Raw genomic sequence first — 16,433 nt, forward strand, 5'->3', positions numbered from 1 at the left:
CCTCATCCCCTAACAAATTAGGTTTACAAAAAGAGCCTGACCGCAAAGCGATCAGGCTGCGCTATCCATATTTTACTGTTCACTCTTTTGTTTCGCAAGCCAGCCGGCCAGCGAGTCGACATCCGCTTCGCTGAGTCCCTGGGCCATAGCCGTTTCCAGCATCGGCGGCATGTTGCCCTGGCCGTTTTTGATGATGCCGAGAATCGCTTCCTTGTCATGCTTATCCCCAACGCCCCGCAGCGACGGACCTGCGGCGCCTTTAAGATCGACGGCATGGCAGGAGACGCAGGTCGCTTGCTTAAACAGCGCCATCGCCGGATCATCTTTGTCCACAATGGCTATGTCTTTGGTCTGGACCGCACTGGTCGTAGGCAAACCCTTGGCCCGGTTTTCCGCCGCCTTCTCTTCTCGCTGCACGTCCTCGGGAACTTGCCCGGTTGCCGCCATCTCCTCTTTATAATCCGTCCAGGCGCTGTTGGTCAGATAGACGATTGAGGCGAGCGAGAGGAACATCAGCGACGAAGCAATCGGCCGGCGGTAAAAGCGCCGTTCCGGCCCGGTATCAAGAAACGGCGCCAGCAGCAGCGCGCCGAAGGCGACGCCGGTTACACCCATCGTTCCGAGCACGATATAATCGCCGGAGGCGTAAGGCAGCTTCAGATATTGATAGAGAAACAAAAAGTACCAGTCCGGAATCGGAATGAACGTTGCATTGGGATTCGCGGGAAAGCCGAGCGGCGCCGGCTCCGAAATCGTCAGCACGAGTATGCCGACCAGCACCACCACGCCGACCATCCATTCCTTCAGCAGAAAATTCGGGATAAACGCTTCCGATTTGCCGGGATACGCCGTGTAGTCGGGCGGCGAGATGAAGCCATGGCCTTTGCGCACCCGGGAATCGCCGACAAACACAATTTTCTCATCATCTTTGGTGTTCTTGCCGTGTGCCATCGCAGTGCCTCCTCTTCAGTCGTTGTGACTTACAGCGGTCCGGAAATGCCTTGTCTGCGGATCATGATAAAGTGTCCGACGAGCAGAATCAGCAGAACCGCCGGAAGGAAGAACACATGCAGGGCAAAAAAGCGAGTTAGCGTCTCCGCGCCGACGATATTGCCGCCCATCATAAGTTCCTTGAGCACCGGCCCTAACACCGGAACGGAATTGGCGATTTCCAGCGTAACCTTGGTTGCGAAATACGCCTTGTTGTCCCAAGGCAGCAAGTACCCGGTTAATCCGAGGCCCAGCATGACGAAGAAGATCAGCATGCCGACCACCCAGTTCATTTCGCGCGGAGCTTTGTACGAGCCGGTGAAAAAGACGCGCATCGTGTGCAGGAACATCATGACGATGACAAGGCTGGCGCCCCAGTGGTGCATCCCGCGCACGATTTGTCCGAACGCCACCTTGGTCTGCAAATATTCCACGCTTGCATAGGCATTGATGATATCGGGAACATAATACATCGTCAGGAACATGCCCGACAGAATTTGAATGACGGTGATGAAAAAGGTCAGGCCGCCGAAGCAGTACACGAAAGCCGAGAAATGATGCGCCGGATTCACATGCTCGGGAACCTCATGATCGGCGACGTCTCTCCAGATCGGCGTAATATCCAAACGTTCATCAATCCAGTTGTAAACGTTTTTAAACATGGACTACGCCTCCTTTTTCGCTTCGGTATTGGGAACGATGTCTCCGAGATACACCCAGCCTTGGTCGATTTTGGTGGTATATTGGTCCAGCGGCTTCGGCGCGACGGCCAAATTCTTGCCCGCCTTGGTGTAACGCGCCCCATGGCAGGGACAATGGTATTCATCGGGAAAAGCTTTGTCGTTGTTCCAGCCGACCCGGCAGCCGAGATGCTTGCAGATCGGTGAAAGCGCATAAATTTCTCCGTTTTCGTTTTTGCGGATCCATGCCGTCAGCGTCGCCGTGCTGGCATACCATCCGTCCTGCTGCGGGAGCTCGAAGTTAAACTCCTGGGGTTCGTCGGTAATCTTTGATATTTCCGCTACCTTGATAAAGTCGCCCGCGCCTTTTTTATGTAGAATCGGATCAACGGCAAAGCGGACCATCGGCAGCAGCGCGCCGACGCCCATAAAAGCGGTGGCTCCGCCGAGCGTGTACGTCAGAAACTGCCTGCGCGACATCTCTTTTCGGCTGGGCGGTTCGGGCGATAGCGGCTCCTGTTCTTCATTGTAACTACTCATACGGTGTATAACCCCCTTTTCAAAAGTGGAGAATCACGCGCAAACAATGAATAATATCACACATCACATCTTTTCAACCTAATCATAGCGTAGGGTTCAATAAACCGTCAATAATATTGTCTAAATTGTGACGAGCCAAAGGGGGTTCGGTTTGTTAAATTGTCAAACTTTAGACACATTTACTCTCTTTTTATTTCTGCCACATCCGCTCGATTTCCGCCCCGATCCGCCGGCTAATCTCCTGCTGCGTAATCCCCGGGAACCCGCGAAGAGACAGGGTTAAATCGCTTTCATAAAGATCCGTCACAGACAGCTCGGCATCGGCAGACATCACGATTACAAATTTGAAATTACTGGATTTGACTTTTGAACAAATACCATTCACATATCCCCAATTTCCCGGTTCGGCGTATTGGATGGCGGGATACGTGACCAGTCTGCCTTGAAACGGCACTTCTGCCAATTCCAGAAAGTCGCGCAGCCGCTCCAGCGCCTCCGCCGCTTGCACCGGTGTTTCCGCGCCGCTAAGTCCCGTGTACGGGATCAGGCACGTATCGTAATAGGCTCCGTTCTCTTCCCACTTCTTACCGTCAAACTCGCTGAATTTCATCCGCCTCATCTCCCAATCTATTAAAATGGCTGCCGTTCCGTCTCTGTTTCATAGACTCAAGCTGGACACAGCCATACAAAAGCACCGGATGTTCAGCCTGTTCGGCCCGCCGGTGCTTATGTATAACCGCGTCTTCTTTTCAAGTGGATAACTTCCCTTTCTGACGAATGCCGCCTATGCCAAATTTTTCAGTTCTTCGGTCAAATTCGTGAATGCCGCCTTATCACCGGCAGCCAGCGCCGTGTCGATCTCCCGGTACAAGATGTCGGTACGACGCTTACGCAGCGCTTCATCCCACACCATTTCTGCCGCAAGTCCTAGCATCACTTCATAGGTAGCCTTCATTTTGTCCATTCGATACACCTCCGCTGTTTAAGTATTCCCTCGCTTTATCGACATAGCTTTCGCTTGTGCGCGCCATCCGGAGCAGATCCTGTTCCGTCAATTCCCTGATGACTCTGGCGGGCGAGCCCAGCGCCAAAGTATACGGCGGGATGATTTTGTTTTCGGTTACAATTGTTCCGGCTCCTATTAAAGCATATTCACCAATCTCGGCTCCGTTCAATACAATTGCTCCCATTCCGATTAATGTGCCTCTGCCTATCCGGCAGCCATGAATAATCGCGGAATGTCCTACCGAAATATCATCCTCCAGCAAAAGCGGCAGTCCGTCGGCCACATGTCCCACGACTCCGTCCTGAATGTTGCAGCGTGCCCCAATGATCACAGGCGCCAGATCACCGCGCAGCACACTATTGAACCACAGGCTCGAATGTGCGCCGACACTGACATTGCCAACTAGCTTCGCTCCTTCCGCCACATAGACGGATGAATCCAGCTGCGGTATGTAGCTGCCATAAGGTATCCGCATGTTTCTCCCCCTGCCTTCCCCCGCGTTACCTCCAAAGATCCTTGGACCAGCGTTTCGGTACGGCGGCTTCCATTCCCCACGGTGTCATTTTAACTACCTGGCCGTCGCTGTTCTCGCCGATCCGCAGCATCCCGAGATGCAGCATCATCTTAATTACGCGCTGTTCTAGAATCGAAGCCGGATCATCGTAATAAAACGGCTTGATCAGCCAGCCGATTCCTTCCTGCAGCGCAGAGACAGATACCCATTCCCCCGCTACCTGGCTAATCCAATATACCAGCGATGCCAGATTGGGGACAGCACCTTTATAGAGTTTTAACCAAAAGGAGAATATCTGCATCATCCTTTCGGATTTTCCCTCGGCAAGGAAGCTTTCGCCCGCCGGTCCCAGCCTGAGCAGATGACCTTCCTCCGTAATCAGCCGGCGGTGCCGTGCATAATCGTACAGCAGCGCGAACCTTGGCGGATAATGCTCGCAGGCGCGGCCGTATCCGAATCTCCAGCCGCCTTTGCCCAGCAGCGGTTCCGGAACATGCAGCGCGTTCATAGCCCCCTGCTGATACCGTTTGTATAACGCGCCTTCCTGGTTCAGCTCCGGTTCATTATCTTTTACGTATGCCAGGAACATCTGGACATCCTCGGCAAGCATTTCACCTTCCCCGCGGTAAACCTGCGGCTCGGCTCCCGGAGCGATGTTATCCCGCAAATATACCTTCATCCGCTCGCGGAAGCGATTTTTCATATCCTCCGGCACCTGAAACTGATAGCGGTTCTGCTGCGTAGCCCCATTGAAGAGCCATCCGCCGTTCTTAAATCGGCTGACCAGCTCACGTGGGTTGCCGCCCCCGGGAGCATCGAACATCGCCTGCCTGGCCGTAGCCAGCAGATCCTCGATACTGAAATGACTGCGTTCATCGAATAAGAGCGCATTCAGAAAACGCAGCTCCTCGGGCCGGCCTTCCCGGATATGGGCTTCCATGAAATCCCGGCTTCCGAGAGTGACGAGGATGCTTTGAATCAAATCATGTTTGGAGTTGCGTTTGCATTCGCACCGGTAGCGGCCCGCGATGGCGGTCAGCTGACCAATGTCTGCATAAGTGAGCATATCCGCCAGATTCATCCTATATCGCCTCACTGTTTTACTACCATTATGGGAAATACAGCCCTTTTTATTCCTTTTTGTGCAAAAAAAATAACCCGGGGCTCGGGTTAACGCTGGTTTTGCATGAGATGCTTTGTACAATTATACAACACCGGATTCCAGCTTTCGCTATCTTTCTCCAGAATCGTAAGCGAAAGGTTGCCGATGCGTTCGCTGTATTTGCCTTTGTATATCGCCTGATAGAGCTGGGCTAAAAAGCCGCCATGGGATACGATGAGGACATTTTTATCGGGATGGCTGAGTGAAAGTTCGTCGATAAACTCCAGCCCGCGCTCTTGCAGATCCTCGTCGCTTTCCTGGCCCAGCGGCAGCCGCTGCCAGTCCTTCCCCCATTTCTGCTCACGTTCCTCGGCCGTCATGCCCTCTACCTGCCCGTAGGCGCGTTCGCGGATGCGCGGATCGGGCGGCAGCAGCGGAATGCCCAACTTCTCCGCGATGATCTTTCCCGTTTCGGCGGCGCGGGACAACGTGCTGGTCACGCAGTAATCCCAGCGGTAAGGCTCCTGTGCCAGCCGGCCGGCCAGCATCTCCGCTTGCATGCGTCCTTCGGCGTTCAGCGGAATATCGCTTTGCCCCTGTATTTTACCCGCCGCATTCCAATCGGTCAGACCGTGGCGTATTAATCCGATCAGCATAGCCTATCACGCATCCCTTCCGTCATGTTTTGCTTAATAATGTAACACGAATCAAGGGAATTGTCTTCCTTTTGAAGTATTTTTATGCGCATCCACCGGAAATGCATCTTCAATGCGGGCTTTGCCGCTGGGTGCAACCCAAACCAAAAAGTCCGTTTCCTTATCGGAAGCGGACTTCTTATTGTCTGCGGTAGCGGTTCAGGCGGAACAGTAAAAAAGCGGATAACAATACGCCCAGCATCGACAACATCATCCAGTATTGCGGATGGGTAGGGCCAATGCTTAGAACAAACGGCTCAATAATGCCGCTCTCGGAATCCATGCCCGGATAGGTCGAGGACCATTCCAGCGTGTGTCCCGCTACTCCTGTATCGACAATGCCGCTCTGGGCAACCGGAGGTTCGGCCGGCGAACGGAACATCGTAAAATACAGAAGGCTGGAAATAAATATAGCCAGAAAACAGGCGATCCATAAACTGATCCGGCGGCGGAATACCGCGGCGTTCCCGGCAGTCTTGCCGTCTCCGGGCATCAGCCAAGGGCTTTCCAAATAAATCCGTTCCATGACTTTCTTATTGACGGCCTCGGCGCGCTCTTCGCTGACCTCAACCTTGATTTCCTGGATCAGCTCGCTGCTCTCCTGCCAAAAAGCCCATTCGGCCGCGCAGCTCACGCATTCCGCGAGATGTCTCTCCAGTTCCATCCGCTTCGGATCAGTGGGGGGAGCGTCCCACAGCAGCGGAATGGCATCTTGCGCTTCCCTACAGTTCATCGGCCTTACACCCTCTCGGCCTGCTCTTCCATTTCAGGCTCATAAAAATAGGATTCGAGCTGGAGTTTTACGCTGCTCCTGGCCCGGAACAATAATGATTTTACGGAACTGACGCTCTGATCGAGGATCGTGGCAATCTCCTGATAATCCATCTGGTCGTATTCCCGCAGAATCAGCGCCGAACGCTGCTTCTCAGGGAGGTTATTGATGGCATCGCGAACCATGTTCATCCGCTCTTTGCGCAGCGCCGCCGCTTCGGGAACAATTTCACTTGGAGCGACCGGCGTATACCCGCTCTCTTCCAGCGAAACGCTGCCTGCCCGGTTCTTGCGCAGTTCGCTGAGCACCGTATTCCTGGCGATGGTGTACAGCCATGTGGAGAAAGAGGCATCTACTTCCCGAAAGGAATGAAGACTGCGGAAGGCTTTATAAAAGGTTTCCGAGCATAAATCCTCGGCAATTAGCTCCATGTGCGAATTTTTGAGCATATGATAGATGAATGCCAATATTTTTCGTTGATAACGCCGCATCAATTCGGAATATACTTCTGTATCTCCTTGTTTGATCAGCTGGATCAACTGGGAATCCGTCATGGTGAGTTCGGCCCTCCTCGCCCTTGCACGTGTAATCCCGCTCGGTCCGTATCTACTTATACCGGTCGGGGAATGAAAAGTTGCGGTACATATCCGGATTTATTACATGAAAACGAAATACGTCCTATGTATATTCATTTACCCGGAAAAAAAGCTGTCATATGTAATTTCAGGAAAAAAATTTTCGAAGAACCGTCTGTTAAATCCGGGTCGACGAACCGGCGGTTCTCGGAATATAGCTAGTTCAGTATAGCATATATCGATAGGAGATGACATTAGTAGACTTTAAGTATATTCAGGCAATGCGGCTGCAAAACAAATTCAAAAGAATCTGTTGACAAAATGAAAACGGATACATATAATAAAAGTACAGTATGGTTTCTCTCCACTCCTATCCAAAAACTGCACGGTTCCATGATTCATGTGAACTGTAACCGCTTATTTTGTAAGCGGTATTTTTTTTGCCCATTTTCCCTAAACAATGGACGAGCTGGATGAAAAACCCCGGAGCCTTCGCTCCGGGGTTTTGGGCTTGCTGATTTATTAAGTGCTTGGGGGCTCCGGTAAAGTACCTGAGTTAACTTCATAGCTTTCGCATCACTTTGTGGGGGTGCTTATTTACTTTTGGGGCCCCCGCAAAGTACCTGAGTAAACTCCGAAGCTATTGCTTCACTTTGTGGGGATTATTACACGTATACGGTATATGCGCTGCTCTGCAGCAGCCGTTTGGCCCGCTCCATATCCTGCTCCTGACGGAAAGAGAGCCGCATAATGCCCGGCACGTCCTCCCGGCTCTCGATGATCTGCACGTTGCTGAGGTTGATCCCTTGATCCCCAAGCTCCGTCGCAATCCGGCCGATGATCCCCGGATGGTCCGGCACATCGATATGCAGGTCGAACAGCGGCGTAATCATGCCCTTGCGACGTTCCGGCAGCATGCTGCGGAATCCGTTCGCCTCGCGGAACGCCTCTTCGATACCGTCTCCGTCGCTGTGCTCCAGGAGCCGGATAAAGTCGCCGATCTCGGCGTTCCAGTCCTTGAGCAGTTGCAGCATCACCGGCCGGTTGCTGAGCAGAATATCCCGCCAGATCAGCGGGTCGCTGGAAGCGATCCGCGTGATGTCGCGGAAGCCACCGGCGGCCAGCGTGCTGTAGAACGAATCGGCCTGGTCGTATTCATGGATCTGATTAACCAGCGCCACCGCGATAATATGCGGCAAATGGCTGATCGCCCCGACGATCTCGTCATGCCGTTCCGGATCCAGCCGCACAATCTGGGCTTTCGTATGTACAAGCAGCGCCTTCAGGCGATCATACGCCTCCTCCGGCACATTCGCGGCAGGCGTCAGCACGTAATAGGCGTTCTCGAACAGCAGCGAGGAAGCCGCTTCGACGCCCGAGCGCTCGGAGCCGGCCATCGGATGACCGCCGATGAAGTATACGCCGGGCAGATCGAGCTCTGCGGCGCAGGCTGCAATTTCGCCCTTGGTGCTGCCGACATCGGTGATGATGCAGCCGGGCTTCAGCGGCAGCCGGCTCAGCCGCTGCAAATACTCACCAAGCATGCCGACGGGCACGCACAGAAAAATAAAATCGGCGTCCAGCGCCGCTTCCTCCAGCGAAACCGTCGCCTGATCGACCACGCCGCGGCTAAGGTACTTTGCCGCGGATTCCGGCCGGTGGGCGTGGCCCGTGACGGTCAGCCCCGCTTTGCCCTTAAAGCAAAGCGCCAGCGAACCGCCGATCAGGCCGACCCCGAATATCGCAATCTTCGTCATATCTTTGCACTTCCTGCCTTTTATGAGTTCACCGATCCTTCAGGGCTTTATGCGCGAACGCCCTGCTCCCTAAGCACCAGTTCGAGCGCGGCGATAAACGCCTTGTTCTGTTCCGCCGATCCCACGGTTACGCGGATATACGTCGGATACAGCTTATGCCCTGCCCGCACGATAATGCCCTGGCGCAGCAGCGCTTCAAACACATCATAGGCTGGCTTGCGCACATCGACCATAATGAAATTGCCGTGGGCAGGAAAGGCATTTAATCCAAGACGCTTAAAATCGTCCTGCAGCTGCAGAATGCCCGCGCTGTTCAGACGGCGGCATTCCTCGACATATTCCTGGTCCGCAAGTGCGGCCAGTGCGCCGGCCTGAGCCAGCCGCGAAGTGTTAAACGGCTCGCGCACCTGGTTGATCAGCCTGATGATCTGCGGGCTGGCTACGCCGTAACCGATACGCAGGGCGGCAAGGCCGTAAATCTTGGAGAAAGTCCGCAGCACGACCAGATTCGGATATTGCCCCAGCAAGTCGATGCCGTTCGAATAGGATAGGTCCGTGACATATTCGTAGTAGGCTTCGTCTAGCACGACCATGACTTGGGATGGCACCGCATCCAGGAATGTGGTCAATGCTTCTCCGGACACGATTGTCCCGGTCGGGTTATTCGGGTTGCAAACCCAAATGACCTTGGTGCGGTCCGTAATTGCACCAAGCATGCCATCCAGGTCATGGGTTCCTTCGACAAGCGGAACTTCGATCGTCACTGCGCCTTCGATATCGGCGTTGCTTTTGTACACCGAAAAAGTCTGGTCCGCCATAATCGTCTCGTCGCCGGGCACAAAAAATGCGCGGGCAATCAGGGCGATAATCTCATCCGAGCCGCAGCCGAAAATAATTTGGTCTTTGCCGACGCCCAGATGGGCAGTCAACGCTTCGGTCAGTTCGGCGGCAGAGCCGTCCGGATACAGATACAAATTGTCGAGATCCGCAATGATGGCCGCTTTCGCTTTCGGCGAGGTGCCGTACGGATTTTCGTTGGAAGCGAGCTTGATGACCTCGTTTAAGCCAAGCTCTTTTTTCACTTCGTCGATCGGTTTCCCCGGTTTATAGACAGGGAGGTCTACGATATTCGGTTTCGGGTTCATCTGGTGCCCTCTCTCTCCGTTTGATTGGCTGTACAAGATAAAGGCTGGCTATCAACTTGCGCGGCGGAAGGCACTGCGGAGAATGTTTGGACTTCCGGTCGCTGTTAGATTTGAATTTCCTCATTATAAACCGCTCGCCGCGGTAGAAATTCAAATCTAAAGGCGAACACTACCGTTCCTCCAGTTCCAAACTTCCCCTTCGTTCCTTCCCGCTTTCGTATATACAGTATTTCATCTTGTACAGCCATTTTTTATTATGCAGGAATCATTTATGGTTTTAATTGTGCCACAAATTCACGGATTTGCAACAAACCCTCGCGCCGCGTATCGGGTTGCTCCAGCAGCGGGATCACGTCCTCTACTTTACGGACGATGGCGCTGCCGACGACGACGCCGTCGCAGATTTGCGCGAACCGGGCCACCTGCTCGCCGGTGGAAATGCCGAAGCCGACGGCTACCGGCAAATCGGTTGCCGCCTTTACGGAAGCGATAAACTCATCGACACCGGCGTGGAACGAGGAACGTTCGCCGGTTACGCCCAGTGAAGAGACGCAATACACGAATCCGCTGGCGCCATCCACGATGCGGGCGATCCGCTCCTGCGAGGTCGGCGCAACCAGCGGGATCAGATTGATGCCCGCCTCGCGGCTGCGCAGCCTCATTTCGTCCGCTTCCTCCACGGGAAGGTCGGGAATAATCAGGCCGCTGATTTCATGGGCGACTGCTTCGGTGAAAAAGCGATCGAGCCCCATCTGCATCACGGGATTGTAATACGTGAACAGGATGAATGGCAGGCAGCTGCCCTGTTCCCGCGCCTGCTTTGCTGTCTCCAAGCAGGTACGCAAGGTAATCGAGCTGCGAAGCGCCCGGGACGAAGCCCGCTGAATGACGGGGCCGTCGGCCAGCGGATCAGAATAGGGCACGCCCAGCTCCAGCATATCTGCGCCCGCCGCCTCAAGCTCGGCTATGATCTCAAGCGTCGCGGCCAGGTCGGGATCGCCGACGGTCAGAAAAGGAATGAGCGCCGCCCGGCCTTCGCTTTTCAGTTTGCGGAATACGGCGTCCATCCGGTTTGTCGTTTCGGTCGTCATTTCGCTCCCTCCCTTTCCGAATAAGCCATTATCGATTCAACGTCCTTGTCGCCCCGGCCCGACAGGCAGACCACGACAATGTCATCAGGACCAAGCTGCGGAGCGATTTTGGCGACCTGGGCAACGGCATGAGCCGATTCCAGTGCGGGAATGATGCCCTCGGTCAAGCTCAGCAGCTTCAGCGCCTCGAGCGCCTCGTCATCGGTAATCGGCACATACTTCACGCGCTCGATATCTTTCAGATAGGAGTGCTCGGGGCCAACGCCCGGATAATCCAGCCCGGCGGAGATGGAATGCGCCTCCTGTACCTGGCCGTGCTCATCCTGGAGCAAGTAGCTGAGCGAGCCCTGGAACACGCCTTTGCTGCCTTTGCTCATCGTCGCGGCGTGGAATTCGGTGTCGACGCCGCGTCCGGCGGCTTCGACGCCGATCATGTCCACGCCGTCATCGCCGATGAACGGATAAAACATGCCGATCGCGTTGCTGCCCCCGCCGACCGCGGCGACCAAAATATCCGGAAGCCGTCCTTCGGCATCGAGGATTTGCCGGCGCGTCTCGTCGCCGATGACGCGCTGGAAGTTGCGCACCATCATTGGATACGGATGCGGGCCGACCGCGGAGCCAAGGATGTAGAACGTATCCTCCACGTTGCTGACCCAGTAGCGGAGCGCTTCATTGCCGGCATCCTTGAGCGTGCGCGAACCGGAGGTCACCGGGATAACCTCGGCGCCGAGCAGCTTCATGCGGAAGACGTTCAGCGCCTGACGGCGGGTATCCTCTTCGCCCATGAACACCTTGCATTCCATGCCGAGCAGCGCGGCTACCGTCGCCGTGGCGACGCCATGCTGGCCGGCGCCCGTTTCGGCGATGACTTTCTTTTTGCCCATCATCTTGGCCAGGATGCCCTGACCGATCGCATTGTTGATCTTATGTGCGCCTGTATGGTTTAAATCTTCGCGTTTCAGGTATATTTTAGCCTGTCCAAGCTGTTTGCTGAGGCGTTCCGCATAATAAAGCGGCGTTTCGCGTCCGGAATACTGCTTGAGCAGATAGTCCATCTCTTCCTGGAATGCCGGGTCCTGCGAAAACTTGTCGTACGCCTCCTCCAGTTCGATCAGCGCATTCATCAAGGTTTCGGGAACGAAGCGGCCGCCGAAAGAACCAAAACGTCCATATTTGTCAGGTACTTGTATCATGATTGCTTCACCCTTTCCACAAAAGCTTTGATTTTGGCAATATCCTTGGCACCGAAGCTTTCAACGCCGCTTGAGACGTCGACGCCATCCGGCGCATATCCCTGCACAAGTTCATTCACATTGTCCGGGGTCAGCCCGCCGGCGACAAACAGCGGCACGCCGAGTTCGGCAGCCGCCGCCTGATAGGCGGGAATCGCCGCCCAATCGAAGGTCCGCCCCGATCCTCCGCTTCCATTCGGATCGAAGGTATCGAGCAGGAACCCGTCTACCGCTTCGGCATATTCGCCGAGCAGCGCCTTTGCGCCGCCGGAGGACTCGGAAACTTCCCGTCCGCTGATAGAGATTGCCTTCCACACTTGCCGGCCGGGGAAAGCCGCCTTAACCTCCCGGCAAAATACAGCGCTCTCGGCGCCGTGCAGTTGGATGACATCCAGCCCGGCAACGGCGAGCACCTCCCGCAGCTCCTCAAGCGGCGGGTCTACAAAAACCCCCGCGGCCTGCGGCGCCCGTCCGCTCTCCCATTCCGCTAGCACGGCGAGCAGCTCGGCGGCAACGGCAGGCGTCACCTGCCGGCGGCTTGGGGCAAATACAAAACCGATATAATCAATCGGCAATCGCTTCATAGATTTTAGCACTTCAACGCTGTGAAGTCCACATATTTTTACCAGCGGCTCAGCCATGGGCAGCACTTCCTTTGACAGTAGGCAAAGGCCCCAGCAAATCGTTCACCGCTTGTTCCACATCCGGCTGGCGCATAAAAAATTCGCCTACCAGCACGCCCGCAGCCCCTGTACATTTCAGATAAGCAATATCCTCAGGACCCGCAATGCCGCTTTCGCTGATGACCGGCACATTCGCCGGAACGAGCGCCGCCAATGCTTTGGTCGTCTCCAATGAAGTCTCAAAGGTGCGGAGATTACGGTTATTGATGCCCAGCAGCACCTGCGGATGCCCCGCCAGACCTGTGCCGAGCACGGTCTCCAGTTCGGTTTGATCATGTACTTCAATCAGGACGTCCATGCCGAGCGAAGACGCGAGCTCCGTATAACGTAGCAGCTGTTCCGCCGATAGAATCGCTACGATCAACAGAATGGCATCCGCGCCGAGCAGACGGGCTTCGTAGATTTGTTTTTCGTCGATAATAAAATCTTTGCGCAGCAGCGGAAGCTGCACCGCGTCGCGTACCTGCTGCAAATAAGCTTCATTGCCCTGGAAATAATCGCGGTCCGTCAGCACCGAGAGACAATCGGCTCCCGCCTGCTCGTAGCTGCGAGCAATGGTTACGGGATCGAAGTCGGGGCGGATCAGCCCTTTGGAAGGCGAAGCCTTCTTTACTTCGGCAATCAGGCCCACCGGCCGGTTCCGGCCCGACACGAGGGCATTCCGGAAACCGCGGGTCGGCGGCAAAGCCGCGATCCGTTCCTCGGCTTCCGGCTGCGAAAAGCTTGCGGCGAGCTGTTCGACTTCTTTGATTTTGGTGGCGACGATGCGGTCAAGATACATATGCAAGCTCCTTTGTTTTCGCTTTTAGCTGCTCCAGCTTCTCCAGCGCTTTGCCGGAATCAATGACTTCTCTTGCGGCGGCAACGCCGTCCCGCAGGTTATCCGCAAGGCCAGCGACATAAATGCAGGCTCCGGCATTGGCCAGCACGATATCGCGGTAAGGGTTCATTTCGCCTCTGAATACGCCGGTAATAATAGCGGCATTCTCTGCGGCATCCCCTCCGAGCACCGCCTCCAGCGGATGGACGCGAAGACCCAATTCTTCCGGATGGATGATATAAGTAGTGACTTCCCCGTTCTTCAGTTCGGATACTTGCGTCGGCGCGGAGATGCTGATCTCGTCGAGGCCGTCCAGGCTGCTGACGATCATCGCCCGTTTGGAACCGAGCTCCTTCAGCACTTTGGCGACCGTTTCCGTCCGATCACGGTCATAGATACCCATAAGCTGCCGGTCCGCCCCGGCCGGGTTGGTCAGCGGGCCCAGCATGTTGAATACGGTGCGGAAGCCCAGCTCCCGGCGCGGTGCAGCGGCGTATTTCATCGAGGGATGATAAATTTGGGCGAATAAAAAGCAAATACCGATGTTCTCCAGGCAGCTGCGGGCCTGCTCGGGACTGAGGTGAATGTTGACGCCAAGCGCTTCGAGCACATCGGCGCTGCCCGCCCGGCCCGAAGCCGAGCGGTTGCCGTGTTTGGCGACACGGACGGAAGCCGCAGCGGAAATGATCGCCGAAGCGGTGGAAATATTGAACTTGTGGATGCCGGAGCCTCCGGTTCCGCAGGTGTCCAGCAGCCTGTGATTCTCCGTAACCACTGAGGCTCCGAAGCCGCGCATCGCTTCCGCGAAGCCCGTGATCTCCTCGACGGTTTCGCCCTTGATTCGGAGCGCCGTGAGCAGCGAACCGATTTGCGCCGGTGTCGCCGCCCCTTCCATAATGGTACCCATTACCGCGCGGGCAGCATCGCGGGAAAGATTTTTCCCGGCCATCAGTTCGGTTATCATCGATTGTAACATTTGTCCTGCTTCCATGGTTAATCCTCCTCTGATCATTGCCCCTGCGGGGTATATTCGTACAGGTAATCCTGGTTGATGGTTTGCGTTTCTTTCGTTTCCGCCGGGAACATCGCTTCCGCCATCCGGATCGCTTTAAGCATGGCTTTCGCTTTGTTGACCGTCTCTTCATATTCCTTCTCCGGCACCGAATCCCAGACGATGCCTGCGCCTGCCTGCACGTAAGCCCGGCCCTTGCGGAAGATGATCGTGCGGATCGTAATGCAGGAATCCATGTTGCCGGAAAAACCGAGGTAGCCGATCGCTCCGGCGTAAGCGCCTCTGGCTTCCCGCTCCAGCTCGGCGATGATTTCCATCGCCCGCAGCTTCGGCGCCCCGGATACCGTTCCGGCCGGCAGGCAGGAGAGGAAAGCGTCGAAGAAATCTTTTCCCTCGGCCAAGGTGCCTGATACGTTCGAGACCATGTGCATCACATGCGAATATTTCTCGATCTCCATAAACGAATCGCATTTCACTGTGCCGAAGGTCGATACCCGGCCCAGATCATTGCGGCCTAGATCGACAAGCATCAGATGCTCCGCCCGTTCTTTCTCGTCGGCCAGCAGCTCTGCCGCCAAGGCCTTGTCTTCCGCTTCGTTCGCGCCGCGGGGGCGGGTTCCGGCAATCGGCCGGGTCTCCACCCGGCTGCCGTCCACTTTGACGAGCGCCTCCGGCGAGGTGCCGACGATGATTTCTTCGTCCATTTTGAGATAATACATGTACGGCGAAGGGTTCAGCGTGCGCAGCATCCGGTATACATGGAGCGGAGAAACTTCCGTTTCGATATGCATCCGCTGCGACAGCACCACCTGGAAAATATCGCCGGCGCGGATATATTCCTTCGCCTTCTCAACATTTGCGATGTACTGTGCTTTGGTCAGGTTGGAGTGGATCTCGCCCAGCTCGATATCCTGAGGAATGCTGCGCCGGTTGACGTTCTCCTTCGGCCCTTCCTTTTGCAGCTCTTCGGCCAGGCTCTCCAGCTTGATGCTCAGCGCGTCGTATTTGGCGCGGATGGCCGAATCCGTATCGCCATCCTGGATATGCAAATTGCCGACCAGCAGGATCTGCTGCTTCACATGGTCGAACACGATGATGCGGTCACAGAACATAAAGCGGATATCGTCCATCTTCAGATCGTCCAGCGCATGCGGCGTCAGCTTCTCGTAATATTGCAGCAGGTCATAGCCGAAAAATCCGATCGCCCCGCCGGTAAACGGCGGCATGCCCTCCAGCTTCGGGCTGCGGTAGGAGCGCAGCAGCGCTTTAAGCTCCTCGACCGGCTTGCCAAGCAGCCGCTTGGTTGCGCCGCCGGCCTCCACGTCGATCGCGCCTTTTTTACCGGAGATGGTCAGAAACGGCTCGCTGCCGATAAAGGAGTACCTCGCCCATTGAATGCCGCCCTCCACGCTTTCCAGCAGAAACGCGTTCTTCTCGCCGGCAAAACGCTGAAACAGGCGGATCGGCGTCTCCATGTCGGCCAGCAGCCGTTTGGCGACGGGAATCAGGTTATACTCCCGGGACAGGGAGATCACTTCTTCTACTCTCGGTTGGGTCACTGGGTATACCTCCTAAAGGTTCGTAATAGTCCCGAATATGCAAAAAAACCTCTACAAAAGTAGAGGTTGATGTAGGCAAGTATATGAAAAAAAGCGCATCGGAACGGCATCGGTTGAGCAAGAACCCGTGACTGCAGCGAATTAAAGCGTCAGAGCACACCTATGTGCTTGTCGCTACTGCGGATCACTGATCTGTAAATCTACTCATCTCATCTGCCTATCCTGGACTAAAACTGCACTCATCTCAGCTATACTCA

18 protein-coding genes are annotated in these 16,433 nt (G+C 55.3%); all 18 read right to left on the reverse strand.

Features of this window, described 5'->3' with window-relative positions; translation table 11 throughout:
* Positions 1-72 precede the first annotated feature (72 nt).
* Positions 73-951, reverse strand: a complete 879-nt coding sequence (locus tag BMW84_RS08530) for a menaquinol-cytochrome c reductase cytochrome b/c subunit (RefSeq protein ID WP_091066637.1) — start codon at positions 949-951, stop codon at positions 73-75.
* A gap of 29 nt (positions 952-980) precedes the next feature.
* Positions 981-1,652 carry a menaquinol-cytochrome c reductase cytochrome b subunit gene (gene qcrB / locus BMW84_RS08535; RefSeq protein WP_091066639.1) on the reverse strand — a complete coding sequence of 224 codons (672 nt, stop codon included), beginning with the start codon at positions 1,650-1,652 and terminating at the stop codon, positions 981-983.
* A gap of 3 nt (positions 1,653-1,655) precedes the next feature.
* Positions 1,656-2,210 carry a QcrA and Rieske domain-containing protein gene (locus BMW84_RS08540; RefSeq protein ID WP_091066641.1) on the reverse strand — a complete coding sequence of 185 codons (555 nt, stop codon included), beginning with the start codon at positions 2,208-2,210 and terminating at the stop codon, positions 1,656-1,658.
* A 190-nt stretch (positions 2,211-2,400) separates the two neighbouring features.
* A complete protein-coding gene (locus tag BMW84_RS08545; protein ID WP_091066643.1) occupies positions 2,401-2,820 on the reverse strand; it encodes a DUF2487 family protein in 420 nt (139 codons plus the stop codon).
* 174 nt (positions 2,821-2,994) lie between these two features.
* Positions 2,995-3,174 (reverse strand): IDEAL domain-containing protein, encoded by a 180-nt coding sequence (locus BMW84_RS08550; RefSeq protein ID WP_091066646.1) that lies wholly within the window; start codon positions 3,172-3,174, stop codon positions 2,995-2,997.
* Positions 3,149-3,691, reverse strand: coding sequence for a gamma carbonic anhydrase family protein (locus BMW84_RS08555; RefSeq protein ID WP_091066650.1), 543 nt, complete (start codon positions 3,689-3,691; stop codon positions 3,149-3,151). The genes BMW84_RS08550 and BMW84_RS08555 overlap by 26 nt, the downstream gene beginning before the upstream one ends.
* A gap of 25 nt (positions 3,692-3,716) precedes the next feature.
* On the reverse strand, positions 3,717-4,811 hold the full coding sequence (locus BMW84_RS08560; RefSeq protein ID WP_091066652.1) for a hypothetical protein: 1,095 nt from the start codon (positions 4,809-4,811) through the stop codon (positions 3,717-3,719).
* An 89-nt stretch (positions 4,812-4,900) separates the two neighbouring features.
* A complete protein-coding gene (locus tag BMW84_RS08565) occupies positions 4,901-5,488 on the reverse strand; it encodes a histidine phosphatase family protein (protein WP_091066655.1) in 588 nt (195 codons plus the stop codon).
* A 178-nt stretch (positions 5,489-5,666) separates the two neighbouring features.
* On the reverse strand, positions 5,667-6,260 hold the full coding sequence (locus tag BMW84_RS08570; protein WP_091066657.1) for an anti-sigma factor family protein: 594 nt from the start codon (positions 6,258-6,260) through the stop codon (positions 5,667-5,669).
* 5 nt (positions 6,261-6,265) lie between these two features.
* Complete coding sequence (locus BMW84_RS08575) at positions 6,266-6,853, reverse strand: RNA polymerase sigma factor (protein WP_091066659.1); 588 nt, start codon at positions 6,851-6,853, stop codon at positions 6,266-6,268.
* A gap of 686 nt (positions 6,854-7,539) precedes the next feature.
* Positions 7,540-8,631, reverse strand: a complete 1,092-nt coding sequence (locus BMW84_RS08580; RefSeq protein ID WP_091066662.1) for a prephenate dehydrogenase — start codon at positions 8,629-8,631, stop codon at positions 7,540-7,542.
* A 47-nt stretch (positions 8,632-8,678) separates the two neighbouring features.
* Positions 8,679-9,776, reverse strand: a complete 1,098-nt coding sequence (gene hisC / locus BMW84_RS08585; RefSeq protein WP_091066665.1) for a histidinol-phosphate transaminase — start codon at positions 9,774-9,776, stop codon at positions 8,679-8,681.
* A 269-nt stretch (positions 9,777-10,045) separates the two neighbouring features.
* Positions 10,046-10,867: a tryptophan synthase subunit alpha gene (gene trpA, locus BMW84_RS08590; RefSeq protein ID WP_091066668.1), complete on the reverse strand. Its 822-nt coding sequence runs from the start codon at positions 10,865-10,867 to the stop codon at positions 10,046-10,048.
* Complete coding sequence (gene trpB / locus BMW84_RS08595) at positions 10,864-12,063, reverse strand: tryptophan synthase subunit beta (protein WP_091066669.1); 1,200 nt, start codon at positions 12,061-12,063, stop codon at positions 10,864-10,866. The genes trpA and trpB overlap by 4 nt, the downstream gene beginning before the upstream one ends.
* On the reverse strand, positions 12,060-12,743 hold the full coding sequence (locus BMW84_RS08600) for a phosphoribosylanthranilate isomerase (protein WP_091066672.1): 684 nt from the start codon (positions 12,741-12,743) through the stop codon (positions 12,060-12,062). The genes trpB and BMW84_RS08600 overlap by 4 nt, the downstream gene beginning before the upstream one ends.
* On the reverse strand, positions 12,736-13,566 hold the full coding sequence (gene trpC / locus BMW84_RS08605; protein WP_091066674.1) for an indole-3-glycerol phosphate synthase TrpC: 831 nt from the start codon (positions 13,564-13,566) through the stop codon (positions 12,736-12,738). Before trpC ends, BMW84_RS08600 begins: the two co-directional genes overlap by 8 nt.
* On the reverse strand, positions 13,556-14,596 hold the full coding sequence (gene trpD / locus BMW84_RS08610) for an anthranilate phosphoribosyltransferase (protein WP_091066676.1): 1,041 nt from the start codon (positions 14,594-14,596) through the stop codon (positions 13,556-13,558). Before trpD ends, trpC begins: the two co-directional genes overlap by 11 nt.
* A gap of 17 nt (positions 14,597-14,613) precedes the next feature.
* Positions 14,614-16,176, reverse strand: a complete 1,563-nt coding sequence (gene trpE / locus BMW84_RS08615; RefSeq protein ID WP_091066679.1) for an anthranilate synthase component I — start codon at positions 16,174-16,176, stop codon at positions 14,614-14,616.
* Between the last annotated feature and the right edge of the window lie 257 nt (positions 16,177-16,433).

Source organism: Paenibacillus sp. NFR01 (assembly GCF_900111565.1).
Taxonomy (GTDB): Bacteria; Bacillota; Bacilli; order Paenibacillales; family Paenibacillaceae; genus Paenibacillus_AQ.